Annotated in this window: 20 protein-coding genes; 9 read left to right on the forward strand and 11 right to left on the reverse strand. The window is 71.0% G+C overall.

Annotation, left to right across the window (positions count from 1 at the left end; all coding sequences use genetic code 11):
• Positions 1–331: 331 nt before the first annotated feature.
• Both LNW73_RS28530 and LNW73_RS28535 read right to left on the reverse strand, forming a co-directional pair.
• A complete protein-coding gene (locus tag LNW73_RS28530; protein ID WP_250991847.1) occupies positions 332–7,084 on the reverse strand; it encodes a DUF3320 domain-containing protein in 6,753 nt (2,250 codons plus the stop codon).
• Between the two features lie 336 nt (positions 7,085–7,420).
• Positions 7,421–7,888: an MGMT family protein gene (locus tag LNW73_RS28535; RefSeq protein WP_250991848.1), complete on the reverse strand. Its 468-nt coding sequence runs from the start codon at positions 7,886–7,888 to the stop codon at positions 7,421–7,423.
• Between the two features lie 485 nt (positions 7,889–8,373).
• Here LNW73_RS28535 and LNW73_RS28540 point away from each other — a divergent pair, with 485 nt between their 5' ends.
• The 5 genes from LNW73_RS28540 (at position 8,374) to LNW73_RS28560 (ending at position 13,226) form a co-directional block, all read left to right on the forward strand.
• Positions 8,374–9,588, forward strand: coding sequence for a Shedu anti-phage system protein SduA domain-containing protein (locus tag LNW73_RS28540; protein WP_250991849.1), 1,215 nt, complete (start codon positions 8,374–8,376; stop codon positions 9,586–9,588).
• Positions 9,585–9,908 carry a hypothetical protein gene (locus LNW73_RS28545; RefSeq protein ID WP_250974846.1) on the forward strand — a complete coding sequence of 108 codons (324 nt, stop codon included), beginning with the start codon at positions 9,585–9,587 and terminating at the stop codon, positions 9,906–9,908. The genes LNW73_RS28540 and LNW73_RS28545 overlap by 4 nt, the downstream gene beginning before the upstream one ends.
• A gap of 229 nt (positions 9,909–10,137) precedes the next feature.
• Entirely contained in the window at positions 10,138–11,502 is a 1,365-nt protein-coding gene (locus LNW73_RS28550) for an FAD-dependent oxidoreductase (protein ID WP_250991850.1), read from the forward strand.
• Positions 11,503–11,615: 113 nt separating this feature from the next.
• On the forward strand, positions 11,616–12,581 hold the full coding sequence (locus LNW73_RS28555; RefSeq protein WP_250991851.1) for a GlxA family transcriptional regulator: 966 nt from the start codon (positions 11,616–11,618) through the stop codon (positions 12,579–12,581).
• Between the two features lie 12 nt (positions 12,582–12,593).
• Complete coding sequence (locus LNW73_RS28560) at positions 12,594–13,226, forward strand: DJ-1/PfpI family protein (protein WP_250991852.1); 633 nt, start codon at positions 12,594–12,596, stop codon at positions 13,224–13,226.
• A 170-nt stretch (positions 13,227–13,396) separates the two neighbouring features.
• Here LNW73_RS28560 and LNW73_RS28565 read toward each other — a convergent pair whose 3' ends face one another.
• Complete coding sequence (locus LNW73_RS28565; RefSeq protein ID WP_250991853.1) at positions 13,397–13,903, reverse strand: Lrp/AsnC family transcriptional regulator; 507 nt, start codon at positions 13,901–13,903, stop codon at positions 13,397–13,399.
• Positions 13,904–14,122: 219 nt separating this feature from the next.
• Here LNW73_RS28565 and LNW73_RS28570 point away from each other — a divergent pair, with 219 nt between their 5' ends.
• The 3 genes from LNW73_RS28570 (at position 14,123) to LNW73_RS28580 (ending at position 18,219) form a co-directional block, all read left to right on the forward strand.
• Positions 14,123–15,667 carry an FUSC family protein gene (locus LNW73_RS28570; RefSeq protein WP_250993069.1) on the forward strand — a complete coding sequence of 515 codons (1,545 nt, stop codon included), beginning with the start codon at positions 14,123–14,125 and terminating at the stop codon, positions 15,665–15,667.
• Positions 15,668–15,873: 206 nt separating this feature from the next.
• On the forward strand, positions 15,874–17,097 hold the full coding sequence (locus tag LNW73_RS28575) for a nitric oxide synthase oxygenase (protein ID WP_374118211.1): 1,224 nt from the start codon (positions 15,874–15,876) through the stop codon (positions 17,095–17,097).
• Positions 17,098–17,172: 75 nt separating this feature from the next.
• Complete coding sequence (locus LNW73_RS28580; RefSeq protein WP_250991854.1) at positions 17,173–18,219, forward strand: lactonase family protein; 1,047 nt, start codon at positions 17,173–17,175, stop codon at positions 18,217–18,219.
• 94 nt (positions 18,220–18,313) lie between these two features.
• On the opposite strand, the gene LNW73_RS28585 is transcribed toward LNW73_RS28580, so the two are convergent.
• The 6 genes from LNW73_RS28585 to LNW73_RS28610 all read right to left on the reverse strand — a co-directional run bounded on the left by LNW73_RS28585 (position 18,314) and on the right by LNW73_RS28610 (position 24,283).
• A complete protein-coding gene (locus LNW73_RS28585; protein ID WP_138353901.1) occupies positions 18,314–19,183 on the reverse strand; it encodes a sirohydrochlorin chelatase in 870 nt (289 codons plus the stop codon).
• Positions 19,184–19,280: 97 nt separating this feature from the next.
• Positions 19,281–20,288 carry an N-acetylglucosamine kinase gene (locus LNW73_RS28590; RefSeq protein WP_250991855.1) on the reverse strand — a complete coding sequence of 336 codons (1,008 nt, stop codon included), beginning with the start codon at positions 20,286–20,288 and terminating at the stop codon, positions 19,281–19,283.
• A gap of 4 nt (positions 20,289–20,292) precedes the next feature.
• Positions 20,293–21,135 carry a phospholipid scramblase-related protein gene (locus tag LNW73_RS28595; RefSeq protein ID WP_250991856.1) on the reverse strand — a complete coding sequence of 281 codons (843 nt, stop codon included), beginning with the start codon at positions 21,133–21,135 and terminating at the stop codon, positions 20,293–20,295.
• Positions 21,136–21,160: 25 nt separating this feature from the next.
• On the reverse strand, positions 21,161–21,838 hold the full coding sequence (locus tag LNW73_RS28600; protein WP_250991857.1) for a uracil-DNA glycosylase: 678 nt from the start codon (positions 21,836–21,838) through the stop codon (positions 21,161–21,163).
• 19 nt (positions 21,839–21,857) lie between these two features.
• The gene (locus LNW73_RS28605) at positions 21,858–22,946 is read right to left on the reverse strand and encodes a WD40/YVTN/BNR-like repeat-containing protein (RefSeq protein WP_250991858.1); all 1,089 of its coding nucleotides are present in this window, start codon (positions 22,944–22,946) and stop codon (positions 21,858–21,860) included.
• A gap of 245 nt (positions 22,947–23,191) precedes the next feature.
• Positions 23,192–24,283: an NADH:flavin oxidoreductase/NADH oxidase gene (locus tag LNW73_RS28610; RefSeq protein ID WP_250991859.1), complete on the reverse strand. Its 1,092-nt coding sequence runs from the start codon at positions 24,281–24,283 to the stop codon at positions 23,192–23,194.
• Positions 24,284–24,393: 110 nt separating this feature from the next.
• On the opposite strand from LNW73_RS28610, the gene LNW73_RS28615 reads away from it, so the two are divergent.
• Entirely contained in the window at positions 24,394–24,765 is a 372-nt protein-coding gene (locus LNW73_RS28615) for an ArsR/SmtB family transcription factor (protein WP_250991860.1), read from the forward strand.
• An 84-nt stretch (positions 24,766–24,849) separates the two neighbouring features.
• On the opposite strand, the gene LNW73_RS28620 is transcribed toward LNW73_RS28615, so the two are convergent.
• On the reverse strand, positions 24,850–26,190 hold the full coding sequence (locus LNW73_RS28620) for an FAD-dependent oxidoreductase (RefSeq protein ID WP_250991861.1): 1,341 nt from the start codon (positions 26,188–26,190) through the stop codon (positions 24,850–24,852).
• A gap of 101 nt (positions 26,191–26,291) precedes the next feature.
• On the reverse strand, positions 26,292–26,942 hold the full coding sequence (locus LNW73_RS28625; protein WP_250991862.1) for a TetR/AcrR family transcriptional regulator: 651 nt from the start codon (positions 26,940–26,942) through the stop codon (positions 26,292–26,294).
• Positions 26,943–26,949 lie beyond the last annotated feature (7 nt).

Genomic DNA, 26,949 nt, shown 5'->3' on the forward strand with positions numbered 1-26,949 from the left:
CTGGAGGCGCACCTCTGGGCCCCGTCAGGGACGCGCCCTTATGTGGCGGAGTTCTCGACGGCAGGGATCACGTGTGAGGATTGCGTTGGTCAACCGAGTGAGGAGCGACTGCACTGACAGGTTGCCTCAACGGAGTTTCGCGGACACGAACGTGGACAACCCCCGGCGCCAGGTGCGGCTGTCCTTCCTGGGCTGACCAAGATCGATCCGAGCGGCCATGCCGCCGTACTCCGCTCGCGCGAACTAAGAGCGACGTCTATGGCATGGACCTGACGTGATCGACAGCCCTACGACGGATGCAGCAGGGGGATGAGGGGCCCTCTGCCGTGGCTCAAGCACCCTCCACAGGCATCAGTCCGCTCTCCGTCATGACCAGGTACCCCCCGGAGGTCAACTCCTCGATGTCCTCCGTCAGCGCGTCTCTGATGTCGGACCCGAGCCGCGCCCACCCGAAGAAGCGAGCCGTTTCCCGCAGCAGGTCCTCACGGTGCACACCGGGCCCCTCCTCGACCACGTTCCGGAGCACGAACTGCCGCTCCGATGCAGGGACCTCGACGACTTTCCGCTCGCATTGCGGAGTCGGCGTCCGCGCGAACTCCACGTCGCGGCCGGGACGGTCGTAGGCCGTCCCCTGCCGCACAACCTTTCCCTGCCTGACCAGGCGCTGCAGGGCGCGTCCGATGCGGTCTCGTACGACCTGACCCGAGCGGCCGAGGCCCCACGCTTCACGGACACGCTTGAAGATCACTTCCTGCTCGACCGGTCCTTCGACCTCGATGACGAACAGAGCGACTTCCGCCACCACACCGGCAGCATCGGGATCCTGAAGCTCGATTCCCGGCCGGCCCTCCTGTCTGGCCGACCCGTTCCGTACCGCCACCAGCAGTTTCACGTCCACCTCTTGGTACGGGCGGCTCCACGTCACCGGCCCGTCGTCAACCGAGACGAACCGCACCTTTGGGTCCGAGGCACCGGCGGTCTGTCCCGTGGTCGCTGCCTGGGCACTCACGCCCACGATGCCCTTGTCGGTGTCCACCACCGGATCACGGCCACCCTCTCTTGAGGGGATGGGGTCCTGCCGCGCGTGCGGATCCACCTCGCAAGCCGCCTCCACCGCTGCCTGCAGCCGCGCTACCGCGTCCCGTCGGTTGCGGTACCAGTCCGTGCCCCAGATCCGGTGCAGTTTCCAGCCGAGGTCCGTGAGAACCGCCTCACGCAGCCGGTCGCGGTCGCGGGCCGCACGCGAGGAGTGGTACATGGCGCCGTCGCATTCGATGCCGAGGGCGTACGTGCCGGTCGCGGCCGGGTGACGTACGGCCATATCTATGCGGAAGCCGGCGACGCCCACTTGCGGCTGGACCGAGTAACCCCAGCCCCGCAGCACATCCAGAACCTCCTCCTCGAAGGGGCTCTCCGGCGCCGCCTCGGGATCGGCGGCGGCCTCCGTCTGGAGGATCGCCGGGCCGTGCTGCGCGTACTGCAAATAGCGCTTCAGGTGCTGCACGCTCTTGTTGGTGCTGTCGGGCAGTTCGCCTCCGTGGAAGGAGGCGACGACCTCCATGCGGCGTCGAGAGCGGGTCACCGCGACGTTGAGGCGTCGCCAGCCGCCCTCCTTGTTGATGGGCCCGAAGATCGAGAGCAGTTTGCCGTTCTGGTCCCGGCCGTAGCCGATGGAGAGAATGATGACGTCGCGCTCGTCCCCCTGGACGGTTTCGAGGTTCTTGACGAAGAAGCCGTCGAGTCGGCCCTCGGTGAAGAAATGGTCGAGGTCCGGGCGGGCCGCCCTGGCCTTCTGGACGGCTTCCTCGATCGCCTCGGCCTGCGCCTTTGACAAAGCGACCACGCCGAGTGTGAGTCCGGGGCGGGTGTCGAAGTGGTGGATGACGCGCTGCGCCACCTTGGCGGCCTCGCCGGGGTTGTTGCTCTGGCCGCCACGGTCGTAGACCCCGTCCGCTTTGAAGAACTCAACGCCGATGTCCGGTCCATGCTCCAGCGCGCCTGGGAACGTGATCATCCTGGGCTCGTAGAACTCGTGGTTGCTGAAGGCGATCAGGTTCTCGTGACGGCTTCGGTAGTGCCAGCGAAGGGGCAGGCCGGTGAGCACGCCACTGGCCTTGCACATGTCGAGAATGGACTCGAAGGCGGCGTCGTCGTTGCCGTCCCACTCGTCGTCATCATCCCCGGCTCCGCCCGCGTTGAAGAACGAGGTGGGCGGCAGTTGTTTCTGGTCGCCCGCCACGATGAGCGATTTGCCGCGGTAGACGGAGTTCACAGCGTCCTGCGGAAGTACCTGAGAGGCCTCGTCGAAGATCACGACGTCGAACTTGAAGTCCGGCGGCAGGAATTGGCTGACCGTGAGCGGACTCATCATGAAGCAGGGCTTGATCACGCGGACGACGTCGCCGGTCTGGCCCAGCAGGTGTCGCACCGGCATGTGGCGGCGCTGCTTCTCCGCCTCACGGCGGATCACCGCTGCCTGGCCCACGGTTGTGCGGCGGGGGCGGCGGGCGTTGCACGCGGCGATGACGTCTGCGTGGGCCGCCGCCACCAGATCGCGGTCCGCTGACCGGAACCGCTGCACCAGCTCGTCGCGCTCTGCTGCCTGCATGGGCTTCAGGCGGGCGTCGACGGTGAGCTGGTGCTCGACCCAGGCGGTGAGCACTGAGCGTTCCATCGCCGCCGGGAAGTCATCGGCCGATACTTCGCGCTGGGCGAGCTGGCCGGGCAGTCCTTCGAGGTGATAGCCGCGCAGGAGCGTCAGCGCGCCGGCGCATTTTGTCCACGCATCGGGGCCGAACGGGTCGCGGTCCAGGCGGGCCAGGACGGACTCTGCCGCAGGCAGGGACTGGCCGAGTTCACGCCGTAGCTCCTCCGCTCGTACGGGCTCGAAGTGTCCAGCGAGGGCATTGCGTTGGCGGCGCCAGTCCTCGTCACGCGTCGAGACGGAGAGGTTGGGGGGTGTGGTCAGCAGTGTGCGCGCGGCTGCTTCCGACAAGGGCGCGGAGTGGCCGGCGTGTGCGGTTCGGCGCACCTTCTGGGCCCAGTCCACGCCGTCCAGGACCTCGTCGCGGTTGGTTGTGGGGCCTTGGTAGAGCACTCCGAGAAGTTCACGGTAGGCGGAGTCGTTCTCGGCGAACCGTGCCTCGGCTGCTCGCGCGGAGACGACGGCGGTCACCGTCTCCCGGGCACGGGAGAGCGTCAGCCCGGCACTGTCGTTCATGACGCGGGCGACCGAGCGAACGAGGTCGGCCGCATCGTGGAAGGGCTCCACATGCGCACGCAGCCAGTCCGCCGCCTTGTCCAGCGGGTGGGCGACGAGTGCGGAGCCGACCACTGCGAGGTGGGGTTGCCGGGCATACGCGTGCCAGCGGTCCAGTTCGACACGGATCTTCTCCGTCTGCCGGAGGAGTCCGTGTGGTTCGGGCCGGCCGTCGGCCAGTACGTCGGCGAGCTGAGCCCGGCGCGCGGGGTCGGCGATGGTGTCCGGTGCCAGACGTGCGACCAGGTGCGCGGCCTCCAGCGCGCCGCGAACGGCGTCGGTGGCGGGACGGCCGCCCGCGGCGTACCGGCCCAGCAGGTCGCGCTCGAGGTCGCTCGCGTGTGGGCCGGTCTGTCGACGGGTCGCATCGAGGGCGCGGCGTAGGAGATCCCCGGTGGCCTCATAGCCCGTGACACCGTGGGGAGCGGTCTCACTCAGATCTGTCGCTTCGGTGTCCTGCCCTCGGTACCAGGGACCGAGAAGTGCCCGGTCGGTCGTCGCCCGGGCGCCGAAGGCGGCCGATTCCCGCTGAGCCGCGTGGGCAACGGTGATCGCGGTCCGCGCGGAAGCGAGGGTGTGCTCGGAACCCCGGCTGTCGTCGCGGTGGCCCACCGAGGTCACGGTGTCCAGCAGGGCGATTGCTTGGCTGAGTGGAGCGAGATGGGCGCGCAGCCAGCGGGCGACGTCGGCGAGCGGTCTCTTCGTCAGCTCGGCCGCGTAGGGCGAGAGATACGGACGGCCCAGGTGCAGGTGCCACACGGCGAGTCCGTCGCGTAGGGCGGCTCCCTGCTCGAGGAGTTCGCGGTGCGGCTCACCGCCGTCAGCCAGCTGAGCGGCGAGGAGGCCTCTGCGGTAAGGGTCCGCGACCGTGTGCGGTGCGAGACTGTGGACGGATTCGGCGTGTTCGAGTGCCTTCCCCAGGGCGGGGATGTCCGGCAGCTCCGTCCGTCCGTAGCGGCCGAGCAGCTCCGCGTCGGACGCGGTGAGCGTGCGCAGATCTTGGTATGCGGTGCGCCAGGCGAGGGCGAGCGGCAGCTGGTCGTGCACATCGCCGCGCCATGAGCCAGCGTGGGTGAGCTGGGCAACCAGTTTCCGGTCGGCGCGGACGCCGCTGGAGAGCATGCCGCCGATTCCCCGACGGCCTTCCGCGAGACGGCCGATGGCTTCGGGCAGTCCGGGTGCGGATACGACCTCGGGCAGGAACATGTTGCGCGCCGCCGCTTCGGCCGCCGTCAACTGGGCGGCGGCCAAGGTGATGTCAGCGACCGCCGCCCGCGCCAGCGGCCGCACACGCGGGTCGAGCCAGTCTTTGAGGGCACGGTCGGACGCGGTGGCCGACTCGATGAGCGTGGCCACGTCCTCCGCTTCCATCGTCGACTTCGGGGAGCCGTAGCCGAGCCGTGCGGCTGCGGAGTCGGCGTGCCGCCCGGCTGCCTCCAGGGTGTCCGCCAGAGCTTCGAAGCATTCGGCCAGCTCCGCTGCCCGCCTGCGGGAGAGGGCAGCTATGTCGACGCCGACCGGCTCCAACTCGTCGAGAGCCAGGTCGTTGGCCGGTCTCCCAGCATTCAGTTCCGCGCGCAGATCGGCCCAACCCGGACCTGCCTGGGACGCCGCGAGCGACTGTGCCGACCGCACCTGATCCCGGCGGGTGAAGAACGCGCACAGCGCGTCGGCGATGACGCACACCGCGGCCTGTTCCGCCCGTTCAGCGCCTTGGGGAGCCAGCCACTGGTCGGGCGGCCGGTGGGTGGTGCCTGCCAGGCCGATCACGTCACACACGTGGCGGGCCGCCTCGAGGCTTTCCGGCGCGTTGAGCCCTGCCGTGCGGCCGGCGTTGGTGAGGCTCTGGTGGGTGCGCTCCAGCACGTCGGCCGTTGCGTCGAGCTCGTCGGCCAGCTCGCGGGCACGCACCTCGGTGAAACCGATGGTTTCGAGCCCGGGTGGCGAGAGCGCCAGGAGTACCTGCTCGGCCGCGCCCGGCTCGGCCATCAGCCGGGTGGGTACCTCCTGCCAGCGTTCGCCGACCGCCGCGCGGGCGGCGGCGGTTGCGCGTTGGAGTCTGCGCAGCTCCGTCAGGAAGACATCGACCCGGTCCTCCACAGTGTCTGCGAAGCTGCTGGTCGTCAGCCAGGGCTCCGGCACCGGACTGCGGGAGTCGAGGAGTGCCAGGAGCGCGAGCAGGCGGTCGATGCCGGGTTGGTCGGTGATGGGTTCTCCATCGGCCGCGAGGTCCGGGTACCGGTCCACGGCTACGGCGAGTCCATCGCGCGCTGCTTTGGCCTGCTCGAGTACGGGCTTGGGATGCGGTAAGCCCGCCCGCAGGTCCCGCCAGGGGAACGACGGATCTGCGACTGCTTCCCACGCGTCGGAGATGCCCTTCGTCGCCTCTATGATCCGGCGCAGATCCGAACCGCTGAGGTGCTCCGCCCGGAAAGCCGCCGGCTCCTGGGGAGCGGTGTCGTCGCTTGCGGTCAGATACGCGACCGGCGCTTCTGACAGCTGCCCCACCTGACCGATCACGTCGTGCAGAGTCAGCCCAAGTGGCTCACGGACCTCGTTCATCGCCTCGGCGTAGGCGCTGAGCGCCAGCCGCGTCTCGCGAGCCTGCGCCAAGGTCTGCTGTGACAGCTGTGGCGCCCGCGGTTCCTCCGCCAGGGCCCGGCCGAGTTCGTGGGCGACCGCCTTGCGGCTGGTGCTATGGCTGTGCAGGGCGAGCGCGTACGAGTCGAGTCCGACGGATCGCAGGCGGTTGAGCACGACATCGAGTGCCGCTGCCTTCTCACTGACGAACAGCACGCTGCGGCCCGCATGCATCAACCCGGCGATCATGTTGGTGATCGTCTGGCTCTTTCCGGTGCCTGGTGGACCGTCCAGCACGAACGACTGTCCTGCCACTGCGGCGGCGACGGCCTGTCGCTGAGACGCATCGGCGTCCAGCACCAGCGGGCAGTCCTCGGGAGGGCTCAATTCGTCGATCCGGTCGAGATCGATCGCCTCGAAATAGAAATGGTCGTCCGCGAGGCCGGCACCCGCGCCGAGCGCCATCGCCCTGACGAGATCGCTGTCCAGCACCCGGGACTCGTTGTCCAGCAGATCCTGGTACATCGACTCCTTGTGGGAAGCGAAGAGCGCGACCACCACACGGTCGGAGACCTGCCACCCGGTCTTGCCCGCGACTGCACGGGCCGCAGCCGACAGCACTGCACGCAGATCCGTGGGATCCTGCTCGACGACCGACGCCCAGTCGATGTGAAGCTGCTCCAGTTTCACCTTCAGAGCCGGGTTGAGCCGTGGGTCCTCGTCGTCGTTGGCCCTGAGACGGATCCGGCCGTCCTTCGTACGCTCGATGAGGACCGGCAGCAGGATCAGTGGGGCGTCGCTGCTCGTCTCGGCACCGTCCTCGCGCCAGCGGAGCATGCCGACACCGAGGTTGAGAGTCCACAGGCCGTAGTCGTTGAACAGCTGCGTCGACTTGCTGCGCAGACTGTTCAGAGCGCGCAGCAAGGCCGGCGCTGTTGTCTTCTGCGTCACAATGCCGTCGCCGTGCTCGCTTCTCACGGTGGGTACGGCGACGGCGGTGTTCGCTGCCTCATCTGCCTCGGCCTCATCGTCTGGGAGCGGCGCAAAGCCCCAGCCGCGGTCCAGGCCTTCGACGAGCTTCTGTGCGGACGGTAACGAGATCTCCAGAGTCGCCGACTTGGTGTGCCTGAAATTGAGCAGACGGTTGCGTCCGCTCAGATCCACCAGGGAAGTCCGCCATCCGGTGAGGATCGCCCTGAGCCGTTCGCGATCTGCGTTGTCGCCGAAGCCGTCCGGAATAGTCACGCTGGTCCCCGCTGATCGTCGCCTCTGGGCCAACAGAGCGTGGGCGTTCCCGGCAGGCGTTCTGCCGCCAACGTGAAGAGCTGCCAGGGACGTTCGCGTCGTCCCGTTGGCCGCACAAGTCCCGATGATGCCCCCTGAAGGCAGGAGTCTACGGTCAGCGCTCCAGGCCGTGAAGCGGAACAATCACGTGGCTGCCCAGTGGTGTTACGGGGCGTGTCGGTGCCCGCCGTCAGTTACGGCGGGAACAGGAGGTGTTGCGCGGTGCACATCGACATGAACGCGCATCACCACCTGGGCCCCATGGCCTGCATGACTGGACTTGGGGCGGGGACGTATTCAGGCTTCGAGTAGTTGCCGGAGTTCGTTCAGTGGCAGGCGCGCTTCCTGAGCGGTGGCGCTCGCGTCAAAGCGGATGCCCTCGGCCTCCAGGATGCTGGCGGGGGAGCCTGCGTGTGCCGAGTCGGTCCACCGGAAGCCTGCGCTGACGTGCCCCGCTGCGGTGAGGACCCGCCACGCGTTGGGGCATTGGCGACACGTGGCCAGGTGGGTTGCGACCGGGACGGCGTGGCTGCCGATCACGGTCGCCACGTCCCCGTAGGTCGTCCACCGCCCGCGTGGGATGGCTTCCAGCAAGGTGTGCAGACTCGTCCAGTCCTTGCGGGTGCCGCTGAGCTGTTTGGCCAGGACCGCCAGGCTGGTGCCGGCCAAGGCCGCCCATGCATCAGGGTCGACAGTCTCCGGGACGAGGTCGGTGTCGACATCCCACCACGTTGTGCCCTGTATCCCGTCGGCGTCCCAGGTCAACGGCTTGGCGGTGTCATTGCTCCATCTAGCGGTCGCGCGGTTCTACGGCGTTGCGGGCGCGCGAGCGTTCCTCCAGTCCCCGTCCACATGATCGAGGAGGCGCCTCCTGCAGGCGTGGAGCTCGACTGTCTGCCCCCGTCCCCTCAGGAATTCGCGGTGGGCCTGGGCCAGCGTGTCATGGGCGAACCGGGGCACCCCGTCCGTGTCGGCCCAGCGGTCGAACTCGGAGGTGATCACGAGCACCGACTCGCCGAGCACCTGTGGGTGGTCGATCACCCACTCCTGGAGGTGCTGCCGTTCGGCCGGCAACGGTGAAGAGATGATCCACACTGCCCCTCTCGTCCGCCGGCTGCATCGCGCCCGGTGCCCTGAGCCTACGTGTGGGTTGGACTTGGCCCAATCCGCTCGGATCGGCCCTCTGGGCACCTGATCCTCCGCCTCTTCTCGACTGCCCGTTGTCAGTGCCCGATCCTAGGGTGGCCCGCATGGCGACGACCTTTCGATCCGGCTTCACGCTTTGGAAAATGGTCCAGGCGGCCCGGGAGTTCACCCAGGACGCGCGTGTGCGTGAGCGCATCGACGCGGTGCTGCGCATCATGGGTGGCTTCGGCGGGACGTACGGCAGGGGCCGACCGCTCGTGGATGCCTTGGAGGATGTAGCGCAAGAGGCCGTCTTGCACGGGGACTTCGGGCTCGCCCAGCGCTTTCAGCGCTTCGCCGCCTATGCCGGAGGCGAGCTGTTCCTCGAAATTCTGGAGAACTACTACGACGAGGAGGCACGGCAGCGCAGTGAGGAGAGCATGCGGAGAATGGTCGCCATGGGTGCCGACCGGGCGGTCGCCGCCCTGGATGCCCTGTGCCGAGACAACCCCGATGCCACTGCTGCTGACGCTCGTGATCTCTTTCGCGGTGTCGCCCGGTCCGGTGATCACCTGGGCCTCGGGGCTGGAGAGGGCGGAATCCAGTTGTCCGTCAAGGAAGTGAGAAGACTGCAGCAGTTCGGGCACATGGAAATACTTCTGCGAAACCTTCCGGGGCCGGCCTCCGCCGAGGCCGCGCGGATGATGAGCGACGTCCTGGCCGACGCTGACGCAGATCTGTTGGCCCAACTGCTCGAACTGAAGGTCAGGCGAACCGGCCTCGCTGCCCTGCGTGCCGCTGCAGAGGACCCGGACAGCTCCGAGAGTGCTCTCCACGCCTGCCTGAAGAACCAGGAATGGATCTTTGGCGGAGCCTATGTGGCCGAATTGGCACGCCGGCAGTACACCTCGGACACGATCCTCGACATTCCGCTGCTGCGTGGTGACGGTTCCTTGCACGTGGTGGAACTCAAGCGTGCCAATATCAAGGACCTGATCATCCGACGTGACGGCCATTTCATGTTGGGTGCACCGGTTCATCGCGCGGTCTCTCAGGCACAGAACTACCTCCGCGCCATGGACGAGAACCGCCGGTCCATCCTTGAGGATCACGGTGTTGACACCCGCAGGTCCTCGGCGACGGTGGTGATCGGGCACGCGCGGTACGTGAGCGGGAACGTCACCCCCCAGGAGGTCGCGGAAACTCTGCGCACCTACAACTCGCATATGGCGCGCATAGAAGTGATCACGTACGAGACCTTGCTGGATTCGGCGGCCCGGATGCTGGCGCTCTCGTCGGCACAGCAGAACTCTGACTCGACCGAGGAGCCCGCAGCATGAAGGACGCCCCTCCTGCGATCGAGTCGTTCCTGGCCCTCCTGTGCGGTGGTGCCATCACCGACAAGGACTACGTCGGCTATTTCCTGAACGAGCACGGCGAGGAGCTCGTCTTCGCCCAGAGTCGAGGTGAGAAGACCGCCCGGCTCTGGCACAGCGACGCGGATTGGCAGATGTTTCGCGTGGGCGATCACTCGATACGGGTCGGCGAGATCATGGACGGGATGATTACGGCCGACGGCCTGATCATCAATCGCGAGGAAGCGACGTGGTTGTCCTCCTGCCTGGCTGCTTCCCGCCACCTACGCCCAGGGCGTGCCTGACGCCCTCGAAGACGGGGCGAGGCCGGAGGCTCTGGTTCCAGGCTTCACAAGTGCACGGTTGACCTGCGGTGGGGCGCCGACGAAGCCAGCTACCGATGTACACCTTGACTATGGGATCCCATAAGGCGGCCTTATGGGGTCATAGGTCTGACCCGGCTACTAACTTAGGTTTGCCTTAGTTTAGGCTTCCCGGCGAGTCCGTTTGTTACCGCTCGAAGGGAACCTGATCATGCTTCGCCCTGTGCGGGTAGCAATCGTCGGAGCCGGCCCCGCCGGGATCTATGCCGCCGACGCGCTGCTGAAATCCCCGGCGGCCGTCGCGCCCGGTGTGTCCATCGACCTCTTCGAGCGGATGCCGGCCCCGTTCGGGCTGATCCGCTACGGCGTCGCTCCCGACCACCCGCGGATCAAGGGCATCGTCACGGCCCTGCACCAGGTGCTCGACAAGCCGCAGGTCCGCCTCTTCGGGAACGTGGACTACCCGGGTGACATCAGCCTGGACGATCTGCGGACCTTCTACGACGCGGTGATCTTCTCCACCGGGGCGACGGCGGACCGGGCGCTCGACATAGCCGGCAGCGACCTGGACGGTTCGTACGGCGCGGCGGACTTCGTGTCCTGGTACGACGGGCACCCGGACGTGCCGCGGACCTGGCCGCTCACGGCGGAGAAGGTCGCCGTCCTCGGGGTCGGGAACGTCGCGCTCGACGTGGCGCGCATCCTGGCCAAGACCGCGGACGAACTGCTGCCGACCGAGATCCCGCCGAACGTCCACGAGGGACTCAAGGCCAACAAGGCCCTGGAGGTCCATGTCTTCGGCCGCCGTGGCCCGGCGCAGGCGAAGTTCAGCCCGATGGAGCTGCGGGAGCTGGACCACTCCCCGAACATCGAGGTCATCGTCGACCCCGAGGACATCGACTACGACGACGGCTCGATCGCGACCCGGCGCGGCAACAAGCAGGCCGACATGGTCGCGAAGACCCTGGAGAACTGGGCCATCCGCGACGTCGGCGACCGCCCGCACAAGCTGTTCCTGCACTTCTTCGAGTCGCCCGCCGAGATCCTCGGCGAGGACGGCCAGGTCGTCGGGCTGCGCACCGAGCGCACCGCCCTCGACGGCACCGGCAACGTCAAGGGCACCGGCACCTTCAAGGACTGGGACGTCAGCGCGGTCTACCGCGCGGTGGGGTACCTGTCCGACGAGCTGCCCAAGCTGCCCTGGGACGTCGAGTCGGGCACGGTGCCCGACCAGGGCGGCCGGGTGATCGAGGAGACCGGCGAGCACCTGCGGTCGACCTACGTCACCGGCTGGATCCGGCGCGGCCCCGTGGGGCTGATCGGCCACACCAAGGGCGACGCCAACGAGACGGTCGCCAGCCTGCTGGACGACCTCGCGAACGGCCGGCTGCACACGCCCGGCTCGCCCGCCCCGGAGGACGTGGAGGCGTTCCTCGGCGAGCGGAACGTCCGCTTCACCACGTGGGAGGGCTGGCACCGGCTGGACGCCGCGGAGCGGGCGCTGGGCGAGCCGCAGGGCCGCGAGCGCGTGAAGATCGTCGAGCGTGCGGAGATGCTGGACGCGAGCGGCGCGTAGGCCTGCCGGCTTCCGCCGGATCTGCGTCCGGCGGAAGCCGCACGGCTCGGGGTGGCGGGAATCGTCATAACCCTGTCCTTGCCGCCATCCTCCGGGGCGGTGACGATGAACCGGTGACCGGCCACCGCATCGTCTTCGTCGTCGCCCCGGATTTCCAGATCCTCGATCTGACCGGGCCGCACGAGGTGTTCTCGCAGGCCGGACGGCACAGTCCGGGCGGACCCGGGTACCGGATCGACACCGTCGCGGCCGCCCCGGGACCGGTCGCGTCCAGCGGCGGGCTCGCCGTCACCCCGACGCTGACGTTCGACGCGTGCGAGGGGCCGATCGGCACGCTGGTCGCCGTCGGCGGTCCCGGTATGCGGCGGGCGGCCCAGGACGCGGAGTTCGTCGGGTGGTTCACCGCGGCCGCCCGGCGTTCCGACCGGGTCGCCTCCGTCTGCAGCGGTGCCTTCCTGCTCGCCGCGGCCGGGCTGCTGAACGGCCGGCGCGCCGTCACACACTGGAACAGCTGCGCCGAACTGGCCGAGCGGTATCCGGAGGTGACCGTCGACCCCGACCCGATCTTCGTCAGGGACGGCGACGTCTGGACCTCGGCCGGGGTCACCGCGGGCATCGACCTGGCGCTGGCGATGGTCGAGCAGGACCACGGCGCCGACCTCGCCCGGGACATCGCCCGGCAGCTCGTCATGTTCGTGCAACGGCCCGGCGGCCAGGCGCAGTTCAGCACCCAGCTCGCCGCCCAGCGCCCGTCGAGGGCGCCGCTGCGCGACGTGCAGGACTGGATCGCCGACCATCTGGGCGCGGACCTGGCGGTGCCGGTGCTGGCGGCCCGTGCCGGGATGAGCGAGCGCAACTTCACCCGGGCCTTCCGGGCCGGTACCGGCCGGACGCCCGCCGCCTACGTCGAGGCGGCCCGCGTCGAGGCGGCCCGGCGGCTGCTGGAGACCACCGACACGACGGTCGGTGCGGTTGCCCAGCGCTGCGGATTCGGCACCGTGGAGACCATGCACCGCACCTTCCGGCGGACCGTCCGGGTCACCCCGGGCGAGTACCGCCGCCACTTCGGCACCAACTGATCAGGAGTCGCCATGCGCATCGTCATTCCGCTGTTCGACGGGTTCACCGCACTGGACGCCGTGGGCCCGTACGAGGTGCTCAAGATGCTGCCCGGAGCGGAGACGGTGTTCGCCGCCGAGACGGTGGGACCGGTCAGGGACAGCGCCAAGACCCTCGCCCTGACCGCCGACGCGGCGTTCGGCGAGATCACCGCCTGCGACGTACTGGTGGTGCCGGGCGGCCGGGGCGTCCGGGACTTCCTGACCGACCCCGGGCTGCTCGACTGGGTCCGGCGGATGCACGCGACGACCACCTGGACCACCTCGGTCTGCACCGGATCGCTGGCGCTCGCGGCGGCGGGCCTGCTGGACGGTCTCACCGCGGCCTCCCACTGGAGCGCCGCGGAGGATCTGAACGAGCTCGGCGCCGTCTACACCGGGGAGCGGGTGGTGTTCCACGACGAGCAGCGGATCGTGACCTCCGCCGGGGTGTCCTCGGGGATCGACATGGCCCTCGCCCTCGTCGGGCGGATCGCCGGCCGGACCACCGCCGAGGCGATCCAGCTGATGATCGAGTACGACCCGCAGCCGCCCTTCGACGCCGGCTCGCCCGACAAGGCGCCGCAGGCCGCCAAGGACCTCATCGCGGCGGGCCTCAACCGGTAGGTAGGACGCGCGGGGCCGCTGCCCGGCCGCGTGCAGCAGCTCCACGAACTCGCGCATTCGCGGGAAGGCCGCATCCGCGGGAAGACCGCGGTCGCGGTGGCGGCCAGGCGCAGACGGAGCCGGTCCCTGCCGTCCAGCAACTTCTCCAGCGACGCCGACAGGCCGAGCGATCACGGTGCCCGGTCCGCGGCGCTCCGCCCCGGCCCCTCGGCGCTCCGCCCCACCGCCTCGACCAGCGGCAGCACCCGGTGCGGCACGCGCTCGCGCAGCGCCACCTCGGTCCGGGTGCGGACCACGCCCGGGGTGCTGATCAGCCGCTGGACGACGTCCTCCAGATGCGCGTTGTCGCGCGCGACGACGCGGGTCAGCAGATCGCCGCCGCCGGTGACCGAGACCGCCTCGATGATCTCGGGCACCGCGGCCAGCGCCTCACCGACATCGTCGAGGTGCCCCTGGGTCACCTCGATGTGGACGAAGGCCAGCACCGGATGGCCGAGCGCGGCGGGCGACAGCCGCGGGCCGAAGCCGGTGATCACCCCGTCGCGCTCCAGCCGGTCGATCCGGGCCTGGAGCGTGCCGCGGGCCACGCCCAGGACGCGGGCGTACTCCCGCACGCTGGTGCGCGGCTGTTCCAGCATCAGCCGCAGGATGCGGGCGTCCAGCGCGTCGACGGCCATGGGCCACTGGTCTCCTTCTGGTCGATCATCGGGGCTCATCACTGTACCAATGGCTCACCATCAGCTGACTCGTTTGAGCCATTGCCCCTGGTGATGCTTTCCTTGGCATGACGATGGCGTTGCGGTCCTCCGCAGCGCCTTTGCCATGTCCGCAGATCGACTGATGCCGAACAAGCCGAACGAGCCGAACAAGGGGCGGGGACCACCGACGTGAAGAGGATGTTCATCGCTCCGGATCCGGGACTCGCGCGGCTGCGCAGCGCGTCCCGCGCGGTCCTGGGCATCGCGCTGGCGGTCGCCTCCGCCCTGCTGGCCGGGCTGCCGATGCCCGCCGTGGCGGGCGGCGGGCTCGCCGCGCTGTTGGCGCTCTTCGTCGTCGGGGACGCCCGGGTCGGCCAGCAGGCGGTCACCACCGCCCTGATGCCCGTGGTCGGACTCCCGGTCCTCGCGGTCGCCGCGTGCCTCCACACGGTCCCGTACGCCCGTGACGCGGTCTTCCTGGCCGTGGTCTTCGCCGGCGTCTACGCCCGCCGCTGGGGGCCGCGCGGGCACGCGCTCGGCGTGTTCGCGTTCATGATGTTCTTCATCTCCCAGTTCCTGCACGCCGTTCCGTCCGCGCTCCCCGAGCTGTGCGGCGCCGTCGGCCTGGGCCTCGGCTCCGCCGCGCTCGTCCGCTTCGGCGTCTGGTGCTACGAGCGCCGGGCCGCCCCGCCGGCCGTCGTCGCGCTGCCGCAGGCGCGCGGACTGCGCAGGATCACCACCCGCCAGGCGTTCCAGGCCGCCGCCGCTTCCGGCTGCGCCCTGGCGCTCGGTCAAGCGCTCTCCGAGGACCGCTGGTACTGGGCGGTCGGCACCGCGTGGTGGATCTTCGTGAACACCGCCCACCGGGGAGAGACGCTGGTCCGCGGCTTCCGCCGGGTGCTCGGCACCGTGACGGGCATCGCCGCCGGACTCGCGCTGGCCCTGCCGCTGCACGGCGCGGGGGCGCCGACCGCGCTGCTCGTCGGGATCTGCGTCTTCGGGATCTTCTACACCGCGCCCGTGTCGTACAGCTGGATGATGTTCTTCGTGACCGTCATGGCGGGCTCGCTCTACGGGCTGCTGGGCATCCTCCACCCGGGCCTGCTGTGGCTGCGGCTGGAGGAGACCGCCGTCGGGGCGCTCGGCGCGGCACTGGCCGTGGTCGTCGTCCTGCCGATCAGCACGCACGCCGCCACCGACGCCTGGATCCAGCGCGCGCTGCACGGCGTGCGCGACTTCACCACCCAGGCCGCGCACCATCTGGCAGGCGGCCCCGGCGAGGACCTCGCGCAGCGCGCGAAGGAGCTCGACCTCGTGCTCGGCAGGGTCAGGACCACCGTCGCCCCGCTCGTCCACCCGTTCAGCCCGCTGCGGGCCCGCCGGGCGCGGGCGCGGCAGGTGCTCGCGCTGCTCGACGAGTGCGCGGACCGGGTCCACCGCCTCGCCGCCGTGGTGGCCGACCCCGACGCCGGCCACGACGAGCGGCTGCTCGCCGCCTGCCGCCGCGTCGAGGAAGCCGTCCACCGGCTCGTGTCGCCCGGTGCGCCGCACGTCCCGGCAGAGCTCACCGTGGCCGCGGCGGCGGCCGAGCGCCCGCACGCCGAGCGCCCGCACGCCGAGCGCCCGTACAGCGAGCACCCGCACGCGGAACACGCGTTGGCGCACCTGCACGCACTGGAGGGGGCGCTCGCCGAACTGGTCGCACCCCTGCGCGCGACTCCACGCGCCCTTTTGGCCGCCTGAGCTGCGACGTGGACACGCGGACCATGTCTGAGGCATGTGCATCGACCACGAACAGGATGGATCAGCCGCTCCACGGGTAGGACCCTGCGCATCGGAATTCCGCGGGCCGCAGCGGGATGCGGTCCGGGAGCCGAACATCTTGGGGAGTGCGCGGCGTGCTGAACTTTCTGCGACGGACCGACGTGAGGGCGCATCAGGAACGGACGGTGGGGGCGGAGGCGCCGGTCGGGCGCCCGGCGGCCCGCCCGGTGGGACCGGAGCAGCGGGAGGCGCAGGCCGAGGTCTGGCCGCTGGCCAGGGAGTTCCTGCGGCAGCTGCACCGTGAGGAGGCCGACCCCGGCGCCCTCGCAGCGCGTCTGACACGGGTGCGGGCCGAGATCGACGCGACCGGCACCTACCGGCACACCAGACAGGAACTGGTCTTCGGCGCGCGGGTCGCCTGGCGCAACAACAACCGCTGCATAGGGCGGCTGTACTGGAACTCCCTGCACATCCGTGACCGGCGCCGGATCTCCGACGCCGCCGGCATCGCCGAGGAATCGGCGGCACATCTGCGTGCGGCGGCCAACGGCGGACGGATCCGCCCGGTCATCACCGTCTTCGCCCCCGACACACCCGGCGTGCCGGGACCGCGGATCCACAACGAGCAGCTGATCAGGTACGCCGGCTACCGGGACGCGGACGGCGTCGTGACGGGGGATCCGCGCAACGCCGGCATCACCGAGACGGCCGAGCGGCTGGGCTGGCCGCGCGGACCGGGCACCGCGTTCGACGTCCTGCCGCTGATCGTCCAGGGCCGTGGCGAGGAGCCGTGCTGGTTCACCCTTCCGGCCGACGCGCTGTTCGAGGTGCCGATCGTCCACCCGGAGCTGGAGTGGCTCGCCGAGTGGGGACTGCGCTGGCACGCCGTTCCGGCGATCTCCGACATGAGCCTGGAGATCGGCGGGATCCGCTACCCGGCCGCGCCGTTCAACGGCTGGTACATGGGCACCGAGATCGGCGCCCGCAACCTCGCCGACACCGACCGCTACGACCTGCTGCCGCGGTTCGCCCGGCGGCTGGGCCTGGACACCAGCAGCGACCGGACGCTGTGGAAGGACCGCGCCCTGGTCGAACTCAACCGGGCCGTCCTGCACTCGTTCGACCGGGCCGGCGCCACCGTCACCGACCACCACACCGAGTCCCGCCGCTTCCTCACCCACGTCGACCGTGAGGAGCGCAAGGGGCGCAGCGTGCCGGCCGACTGGTCGTGGATCGTGCCGCCGATCTCCGGATCGGCCACCGAGGTGTTCCACCGCTACTACGAAACGGGCGACCGCACCCCGGCCTATGTGCACCGCTCCGCCGTACCCCGCACGGAACCCCGCACCGAGTCCAGCATCGAGCCCCCTACGGGCCAGGGCACGTGTCCCGGATCGGTCCACGTGTAGCCCCGGCCGTGCGGCCGGCCGCGCCGACCACTAATGTCACCGCAGCACACGTTGCAGGAGTGACAGGAGCAAGTGGTGGCCGCGCACGCATACATCGGATCATTCACCTCGGCAGGCGGACGCGGCCTCACCACGGCCACCGTCGACCCCGGGACCGGTGCGCTCACCGTGCTGGGGTCGGCGGCGGAGGTGGCCGACCCGTCCTTCCTGGCACTCTCCGCCGACCGCGAGGTGCTGTACGCGGTGAGCGAGACGTCCGAGGGCGGCGCTGCGGCCTTCTCGCTGGCGGACCCCGCCGCGCCGCGCCAGCTGGGCGGCACGGTGCCCGTACGCGGCAGCGCGCCCACCCACCTGTGCCTGCACGGGGGGCACCTGGTCACCGCCAACTACACGTCGGGCAGCGTCAGCGTGCTGGGCCTCGACGCGGCCGGCGGCGGGCTGGGCGCGGTGCGCAGCGTGCTGGAGCACGAAGGCGACGGCCCGGACAAGAAGCGCCAGAGGGGCCCGCACGCCCATATGGTCCTGCCGGACCCCTCGGGTCGCTGGCTGCTCAGCGTCGACCTCGGCACCGACTCGGTGCGGGTGTGCGAGCTCGACACGGCCACCGGCGAGCTGGAGATCGAGCGGGAGCTCGGGCTGCGCTCCGGGGTCGGACCGCGCCATATGACCTTCCACCCGCGCGGTGACCGGGCGTACGTCATGAACGAGCTGCGGTCCGTCGTCACCGTCTGCCGGTGGGACGCGGCGGCCGGATCGCTGCGGCCGGTGACCGAGGTGTCGGTACTGCCCGAGGGCGCGGCGGACCCGGAGAACCCCAACTACCCGTCGGAACTGGTCGTCTCACCCGACGGCCGGTTCGCCTGGGCGGCCAACCGCGGCCACAACAGCATCGCGGTGCTCTCCCTCGACGAGTCGGGGGACCGGATGGAGCTGCTGGACACCGTGCCCTGCGGTGGGGACTGGCCGCGGCACCTCACCGCCGACCCGTCCGGCCGCCGGCTGTACGCGTCCAACGAGCGGTCCGGCGACGTGACCTGGTTCGACATCGACCAGGAGACCGGCATCCCCAAGCAGGCCGGCTCGGTGGACGTGCCGGCCGCCTCCTGCGTGCTGCTGCGCTGAACCGCGTGCTGGTGCGCTGAACCCGGTAGGGGGACGGCGGACACAGCGGTGCGGGCGGCGCTGAACGCGCCGCCCGCACCGCTGTGGTGGAACGTCAGTGCACCGGGGCGCCCTGCGGGGCGATGCCGAGCGCGGTCGTGTACTGGGCGACCACGAGCTTGCCCACCGCCGGGTAGGGGCCGAGCGCGTCGGCGCCGGAGCAGCCCGCCTCCTCGGCCGCGGAGTGCAGCAGCTGGGCGGCGACCTCGGGACCGATCAGGCACGGTGCGAGGGCGAGGTTGGTGGAGCCGGAGGACCGCAGCTGCTCGGCGGCGCGGGCGATCGACCCGTCCACGTCCAGCGCGGCGGCCAGCACCGGGACCGCGAGCCGGGCCGCGAGCAGCAGACCGGTGACACCGGCCGCCTGTACGGCCTCCTCGCCGCCCACGGTGGCCAGGATGATGCCGTCGGCGGCCGTCGCGACGGTGAACAGCCGGGCGCGGTCGGCGCGGGCCAGCCCGGCCTCGGAGAGCCGCACGTGCAGCGCCTCGGCGAGCAGCGGGTGCGGGCCGAGTACGTCGGTCACCTCGGCGCCGCAGCGGCTGTCGGTCACCGCCTGGCGGATCCGGCGGACCACCGACGCGTCGGGCCCGGCCAGCAGCGGGACCACGACGGCGGCGGGGGAGCCGTCAGGGCGCTCGGAGGCGGCCTGCGTGAGCACGGCCTCCAGCGCCGGGAACTCGGCGTCGTCCCCTTCGAGGTAGCCGATGCGCGGGTCGAGGCCCGACAGTTCGGAACGGGCGATGCTCATGACCTCTTCCGCCAGACTGCGTACGGCGGGGGTCGGGGTGCCGGGAACAGCGAGAACCAGCACCGGCGCGCCCTCGGGCGCGGCCAGGGGCTCCGGTCGGCGGTGGCGTCCCGGCTGGCGGGGACGCGGCATTCGAACGGGGAGGCCGGGTGCGGGGCCAGTGGCAGTGCTCATGGCGTCGCATGCTAATGCCTCGTGGTGCGCGGGTGTTCGGGTGGGTACGTCCTAGGGGGGACCTGTCCCGTTCCGTCCGAATTTCCTTCACGTTCGGTCACATTTGGCTGTGCGGATGCACGTGCATCGGGACGTGCAGCAATGCCGGGTCCTCCGGCAGCGACAGCGTGCCGGAGGCGAGCGCGCCCGCGATGCGCAGCGCGCCGAGCAGCGGGTCTCCGTCGGCGGGCACGAACTCCGCCTCGGGGAACACCTCGGGCGCGAGCTCGCGCAGCGGGCCGAGCAGGGGCTCGCCCATCTTGAACAAACCGCCGGTCAGCGCCGTTCGGCACGAACCGGTGCCGGTGGCCGGACGTACGGCGGCGGCCGTCTCCAGGATGTGCCGTGCGGCCTGCCGCAGGATGTCCGCGGCCACCGGATCGGCGGCCGCGCAGCGGGCCACCGCCGGGGCGAACGAGGCGAGTACGGCGGGACGGTCGGGCCGTGGGTACAGCTGCCCCGGCAGCTCGGCGACCGGCCCGAAGAGCGCTTCGGCGCGCTCCAGGAGCGCGGCGGAGCCGCCCGGCCGCCCGTCGTGGGCGCGCAGGGCGGAATCCAGCCCGGCGCGGCCGATCCAGGCGCCGCCGCCGGCGTCGCCGAGGAGATGGCCCCAGCCGTCGGCGCGGCGCCAGCCGGAGCCGTCGAGCCCGGTGCCGAGGGCGATCATGCCGGTGCCCCCCGCGACCACGACGCCGGGGCGCATGCCGAGGGCGCCCGCGTACGCGGTCACCGCGTCCGCGGCGAGCGCGAGCGCGCGCACGCCGAAGGCCTCGCGCAGCGCCCCGGGCAGCACGGCGCGCAGATCGTCGCCGAGCGTGGCCATGCCCGCGGCGCCGACCGCGGCAGCGGTGAGCTGCTCCGCGCCCGCCGCCCGCATCAGTTCACGCGCGGCGGGGAGCACTTCGTCGAGCAGGCTGTCGGCGTCGATACCCCGCTCGGCGACCACGGCGGGCCGCTTGGAGGAGACCGGCGCGGACCTGGCGGTGCCGTCGGCACGGGCAAGGGACACCCGCACCCCGGAGCCGCCGGAGTCCACACCGAGGACCCAGCCGCCGGAACCGGCCATCGGGTCAGCCGAGCCCGCGGGAGTCCTGCTTGAGCGCGGTGTCCACCGTGAGTGCGGAGGCGACCACCATGCTCAGCAGCGGCTCGGAGAGCTGCCGGTGGATCTGCAGCACGTAGTTGTCCGCCGTGGTGAACATGGTCTTGGCCAGGCCCTCCCACGTCTTGGTGATGCGGGCGACCTCGGTGTCGGTGTGGTCGACGATCGCGAAGTTCCAGGCGCGCCAGTTCTCGGCCTTGATGGCGCCGACCTTCTGGCCGTTGACCTCGAACGAGAAGTTGATCTTGCCGATGGCGTTCTGCTGGACGATCTCGCCGAGCGTCTGGCCGTCCGGGCGCTGCACGATCACCTTGGACTTGATGAACTTCGCCGGGCGGGTGAGCAGCAGCTGCGGCTGCCCGTGGGCATCCCGCACCTCCAGCTTGACCGAGAGGAACTGGTCGACGCTGGAGACGAAGCGCAGCACCTTGCGGGCCGTGCTCTGGCCGACCTGGCTCACCGAACCGAGCGAGCGGCCCTGCTGGTCGAACACGCTGTACTCGTTGTTCAGCTCGATCAGCTTGGCCTTCTGGTTCACCACCAGGATCGGCTCGTTGAACAGCGTGCCGCCACCACCGCCGGCCGGCGCGACGCCGGCCTGGTGCTGCACCTGGCGCTGTACCTTCGACGGGTCGTGGCCGCCGTCGACGTTCAGTTCCCAGGCGTTGTTCGTCTGCTGCTGGGGCACCTGGCCCGGCTGGCCGGTGTTCGTGTGCTCGGTCCACTGGGATCCGTCCCAGTAGCGGAGCAGGTTCGGGGTGCCTTGCGGGTCCGCGTACCAGCCCGCAGGAGTATTCGAATGCGTCGTCACCCGGGCAGCGTACAGTCCGGCTCCGTCACGGCAGGCGCCAGTCCACGGGATCGGCGCCGAGTCCTGTCAGCAGGGCGTTGGCCCGGCTGAACGGCCGGGAGCCGAAGAAGCCGCGGTCCGCGGACATGGGTGACGGGTGGGCCGCTTCGAGCGCGGGCAGTTCGCCGAGCAGCGGACGCAGATTGCGGGCGTCACGCCCCCACAGGACCGACACCAGCGGGGTGCCGCGCGCCACCAGCGCCCGGATGGCCTGCTCGGTGACTTCTTCCCAGCCCTTGCCCCGGTGGGCCGCGGGCTTGCGGGGCGCCGTGGTGAGCGCCCTGTTGAGCAGCAGCACGCCCTGCCGCGTCCACGGCGTCAGGTCCCCGTTGGACGGCCGGGGAACACCGAGGTCGGTGCAGAGCTCCCGGTAGATGTTCTCCAGGCTGCCGGGCAGCGGGCGCACCTCCGGAGCGACGGAGAAGCTCAGCCCCACCGCATGGCCGGGCGTGGGGTACGGGTCCTGACCCACGATCAGCACCCGCACCTCGTCGAACGGCTGCTGGAACGCGCGCAGCACATTCGGCCCGGACGGAAGGTAGGTGCGTCCCTGGGCGATCTCGGCGCGCAGGAAGTCTCCCATCGCGCCGATCTGCCCGGCGACCGGCTCCAGGGCCTTCGCCCAGCCGGCCTCGACGATTTCGTTCAACGGTCGCGCTGTCACGATCCGTCACTCTAGTGGCTCAGCCGATGACGGCCGCACGCACGCACAGCACGTCGGGGAGATGGGAGACGGCCGGCTGCCAGCTGTCGCCCTCGTCCGCGCTCGCGTACACCTCCCCGTTGCGGTTGCCGAAGTACACCCCGGCCGGCTCCGCGTCGTCCAGGCACAGCGCGTCCCGCAGGACGGCGCCGTAGTGCGGCTCCTGCGGCAGCCCCTGGGAGAGCGGGGCCCAGGTCCCGCCGCCGTCCTCGGTCCTGAAGACCCGGCAGCGCAGGTCCGGCGGCAGCCGGTGGGAGTCCGCGGTGATCGGGAAGACATAGGCGACGCCGCCGCGGCGCGGATGGGTGGCGATGGTGAACCCGAAGTCGGCGGGCAGGCCGGCGCCGATCTCCGACCACTTCGCCCCCGCGTCGTCACTGCGGTAGACCCCGCCGTGGTTCTGCAGATACAGCCGGTCCGGGTCCTCGGCGTCCTGCGCGATCTTGTGCACGCACTGGCCGAACTCCGGGAACCGCTCGGGCTGGAAGGTGCACTGCACCCCGGTGTTGGACGGTGTCCAGCTCGCCCCGCCGTCCAGCGAGCGGTAGACCCCGCCGGTGGACACCGCCACGGTCACCACGTCCGCGCTACGGGGGTCGGTCACCACCGTGTGCACGGCCTGGCCGCCGAACCCGGCGTTCCACTCGGCCCGTTGCGGGTGCTCCCACAGGCTGCGGACGAACGCGAAGCTCTCGCCGCCGTCCTCGGAGCGGAACAGCGCGCCCGGCTGGGTGCCCGCGTAGACCACGTCCGGGGCGGCGGGCCCGGCCGGATGCAGCTGCCACACGCGCTCCAGCGAGGTGCCGGTGTCCTCGGGGAACTTCACGGCGGGCCGGGCGGGCTCGTGCCAGTTCGCCCCCAGGTCGTCGGAGCGGAACACCGACGGCCCCCAGTGCGAGCTGTCCGCCCCCACCAGCAGCCGGGGCGTATCGCGGCGCGTGTCGATCCCGATGGAGTACACCGCCTGCATCGGGAAGTGCGGGCCGCCGAAGTCCCACTCCCCGCCGCTGTTCCTGCGGCCGAGGAACAGACCCTTCTGGGTGCCCACCGCGAGCAATACGTCGTTCATGGCACGTCGCCTCCAGGATGGAATGTGTCCGACATCACAGAGTCTCCACCCCGCCACTGACAATGGCCCCCCGTGCGGAGTTCCCGCAGGTCGGTGCCGCGTCCTCCGCCCCCGTTCGGCTGCCTCGGTGAACTACTGGAACGGTCGGGACCCACGGGACCCGGGACCGCGGCGCAGGCCGGGCCAGCCGGACCGGCGGGACCGGCGGGACCGGCCGAAGCGCCGGATCCGGCGCGGGCCGGGTCTCAGATGGCCCATCCGTACTGGTCGGGAACGCGGGAGTCCGTGCCCAGTTCGCGCGCCGCGCGCAGCGCCCAGTGCGGGTCGCGCAGCAGCTCGCGGCCGAGCAGGACGGCGTCGGCCCGGCCGGAGGCGATGATCTCCTCGGCCTGCCGGGCATCGGTGATCATGCCGACCGCCGCCACCGGCAGATCGGTCTCCGTCCTGACCCGCTCGGCGAAGGACACCTGGTAGCCGGGCCCGGTCGGGATCCGGACCTTGGGAACGTTGCCGCCGGTCGAGACGTCGAGCAGGTCGACGCCGTGGGCACGCAGTTCCTTCGCCAGCCGGACGGTCTCGTCCGCGGTCCAGCCCTCGCCCGTGCCGTTCTCCGTCAGCCAGTCGGTCGCGGACACCCGGAAGAACACCGGCAGGTCCGCGGGCCACACCGCGCGCACCGCGTCGACGACCTCCAGCGCGAGGCGGATCCGGTTCTCGAAGCTGCCGCCGTACTCGTCGGTGCGGTGGTTGCTGTGCGGGGAGAGGAACTCGTGGATCAGGTAGCCGTGGGCGCCGTGCACCTCGACGACCTGGAAGCCGGCCGCGAGCGCGCGCCGGGCCGAGTCCGCGAAGCGCTCGGTGATCTCCCGGATCTGTTCGGTGGTCAGCTCCCGCGGTACGGGGTGGCCGTCGGCGAAGGGCGCCGGGCTCGGCGCTGCGGGCTGCCAGCCGTGGTTCTCCGCGCCGACCGGGCCGCCGCCGCGCCAGGGCCGGTCCGTCGACGCCTTGCGTCCGGCGTGGGCGAGCTGGATGCCGGGAACGGTTCCGCGCTCCTTGAGGAAGCGGGTGATCCGGCCGAACGCCTCCTGCTGCCGGTCGTTCCACAGCCCGAGGTCGGCGGGGCTGATGCGGCCCTCCGGGCTGACCGCCGTCGCCTCGGTGAGGATCAGACCGGTGCCGCCGGTCGCCCGTGCGGCGAGGTGTGCGAAGTGCCAGTCGTGCGGTACGCCCTGCTCCGGACCGTCGACCGCCGCGCTGTACTGGCACATCGGTGCCATCCAGACGCGGTTGGGGATCGTCAGGGACCGCAGGGTGTAGGGCTCGAACAGTGCGCTCATGGCGCTCTCCTCGTCATAGGGCTCACCGGATCGCTTCACCGGACGCCTTCTACGATAGCCATCGTAATACGGTGGATGTCAAACTACGAGGAATCTCGTACTATGGATCCATGACACCGCAGACCGCCCCCGCCGCCCGTGCGCTGGAGCACCCGGAGCGCGCGGCCATCCGCCTCGAAGGCGTGCTCCATGCGCTGTCCGACCCCATGCGGCTGCACGTGGTGCGCACCCTGGCCGCCGCCGAGACCGAGCTGGCCTGCTCCGATGTCGAACTGCCGGTCAGCAAGTCCACCACCACGCACCATTTCCGGGTGCTGCGCGAGGCCGGGGTCATCGAGCAGACCTACCGGGGCACGTCGAAGATGAGCGGTCTGCGCCGCGAGGATCTGGACGCACTGTTCCCCGGCCTCCTGGCCACCGTGCTGGTGGCGGCCGACGGGCAGTGCGAACGGATCCACCCGGGAACGACCGCCGCCCGTTGAGGCCGATGCCCGTCGGGGACGCCTCCCGTCGAGGACGCGGCCCGCTGAGGTCGCCGTCCCGTCGGGGGCCGCTCCCGGTTCGGGTCAGGCGGCCAGGCGTGCGGCGGCCAGCAGCCGCGCCCAGTCCTGGATCTTGACGGTGCCCCGGTCGAGCGACCGGCCGAGCGCCATCTCCGCGGCCTCGATGGACAGCCAGCCCGGCCACGCCACCGGATCGCCGCCGGCCGACCGCAGCGCCTCCAGCGGATCGCGGGGGAGCGGCCTGGCCAGCAGCCGCGGTACGTCCTCGAGCAGTGCCGCCACCGTCTGCTTGGCACAGGGCCGGTTGGTGCCGATCACCCCGGTCGGCCCGCGCTTGATCCAGCCGGCGACGTACTCGCCGGGCGAGGGCACCCCGTCCCGCAGCACTCGGCCGCCGTCGTTGGGCACCACCGCGTGCCGCTCGTCGAACGGCAGACCGGGCAGCGGCACGCCCTGGTAGCCCACCGAGCGCAGCACGAGCTGCGCCTCGATCTCCTCCGGCAGCCCCGTCCCGCGCACTCCGCCCAGCCCGTCGGGCACCGTCCGCTCGAAGCGGACGCCCGACACCCGCCCGTCGCCGAGGAGTTCGGCCGGCCGCAGGAAGAACCGCAGATGGATCCGGCGCGGCCGGCCCTCCGGGACCCGCGTGGTCCACTCGCGCAGCACCTCGACGTTGCGACGGGCCACGGCGGGCAGCGCGGAGGGGTCGGCGTACCCGGGATCGAGCGCCAACTCGTCGGCGTGCACGATGACATCGGCGCCCGACAGCCCGCCCAGCTCGCGCAGCTCCTTGGTGGTGAACTTCGCCTGGGAGGGACCGCGCCGCCCCACCATGTGCACATCGGTGACCTGGCTGGCGTCCAGTGCGGTGAGCGCGGACTGCGGGATGTCGGTGTGCCGCAACTCGTCCGCGCCGCGCGCCAGTACCCGGGCCACGTCGACCGCGACGTTGCCGACCCCGATCACCACCGCCGACCGGGCCAGCAGCGCGAACTGCTCCGGCGGTTCGTCCGGGTGGGCGCTGTACCAGGAGACGAAGCGGGTGGCGGAGTAACTGCCGGGCAGATCCTCGCCCGGTACGCCCAGCCGCCGGTCGGCGGCGGCGCCGAAGCAGTAGACCACCGCGTGGTAGAGCTCGCCGAGCCGATCGGGGCCGAGCGCCGGCCCCACCTCGACATTGCCGAGGAAGCGCACCCGCGGATCCTCCAGCACCTGCCGCAGATTGCCCTGCAGGGACTTGATCTTCTCGTGGTCCGGCGCCACTCCGTAGCGCACCAGGCCGTACGGGCACGGCAGCCGGTCGAGGACGTCCACCGCCACGTCCGGCACGGTGGTCTGACGGGTCAGCGCCTCGGCCACGTACACGCCGCTGGGACCTGAACCGACTACTGCGACACGAAGCACGATCTGGCTCCTTCCGCCCGTACGCCCAGCATGCGCCATTCCCGTGCGTTGCGGGAGTGGCGCGCGCGCCTGCGGCTTCAGGGACGGGCCGCCGCCGGCGCTCAGGGCAGCGGCGAGCGCACCGGGGGGCGGGTGTCCGCCGCGGCCGGTCCGTCGTCGGGGGCCGGCGGAACGCCCAGCTGCCAGTCCAGCCCGTACCGCGTGAACAGCTCCGCCCGCAGCCGCGGCAGCGGCATCGGGACGCCGGGCACCAGGAGCGCGACCACCGCGCCCATCAGCAGCGCGCGCATCATCGGGTACTCCGTACCGGGATCCTCCGCGCCCCACCGCACGACCGTGTCCCGCAGCAGCGCGGCGAGCCGCTGCTGCTCGGCGCACTGGATGAAACCCTCGGCCTGCAGGATCGACGCCATATGCGTGCGCATCAATTTCGTGTGCGTCTGGGTCAGGCCCAGAATCGCGTCGATGGCCCGTGCCATCCGCTCCTGGCCGTCCTCGGTGCGCGGCTCCCGTTCCAGCGCCGCCGCCAGCTCCAGATGCATCAGACGGTGCACCGCGGACTGCACCAGCTGGCGTTTTCCCGGAAAGTAGTACGAGACGAGGCCTCGCGCGGTACCCGCCCGGTCGGCGATGTCGGCGAGGGTGGTGGCCTCGTAGCCGTGCTCCTCGATCAGCTCCACCGTCGCCTGGAGGAGCCGTTCCCGGGAACGCCGCCGCATCTCTTCATTGACCGATGCGCTTCGGGGAGACATGCTTTAC

Source organism: Streptomyces sp. RKAG337 (genome assembly GCF_023701715.1).
GTDB lineage: Bacteria > Actinomycetota > Actinomycetes > Streptomycetales > Streptomycetaceae > Actinacidiphila.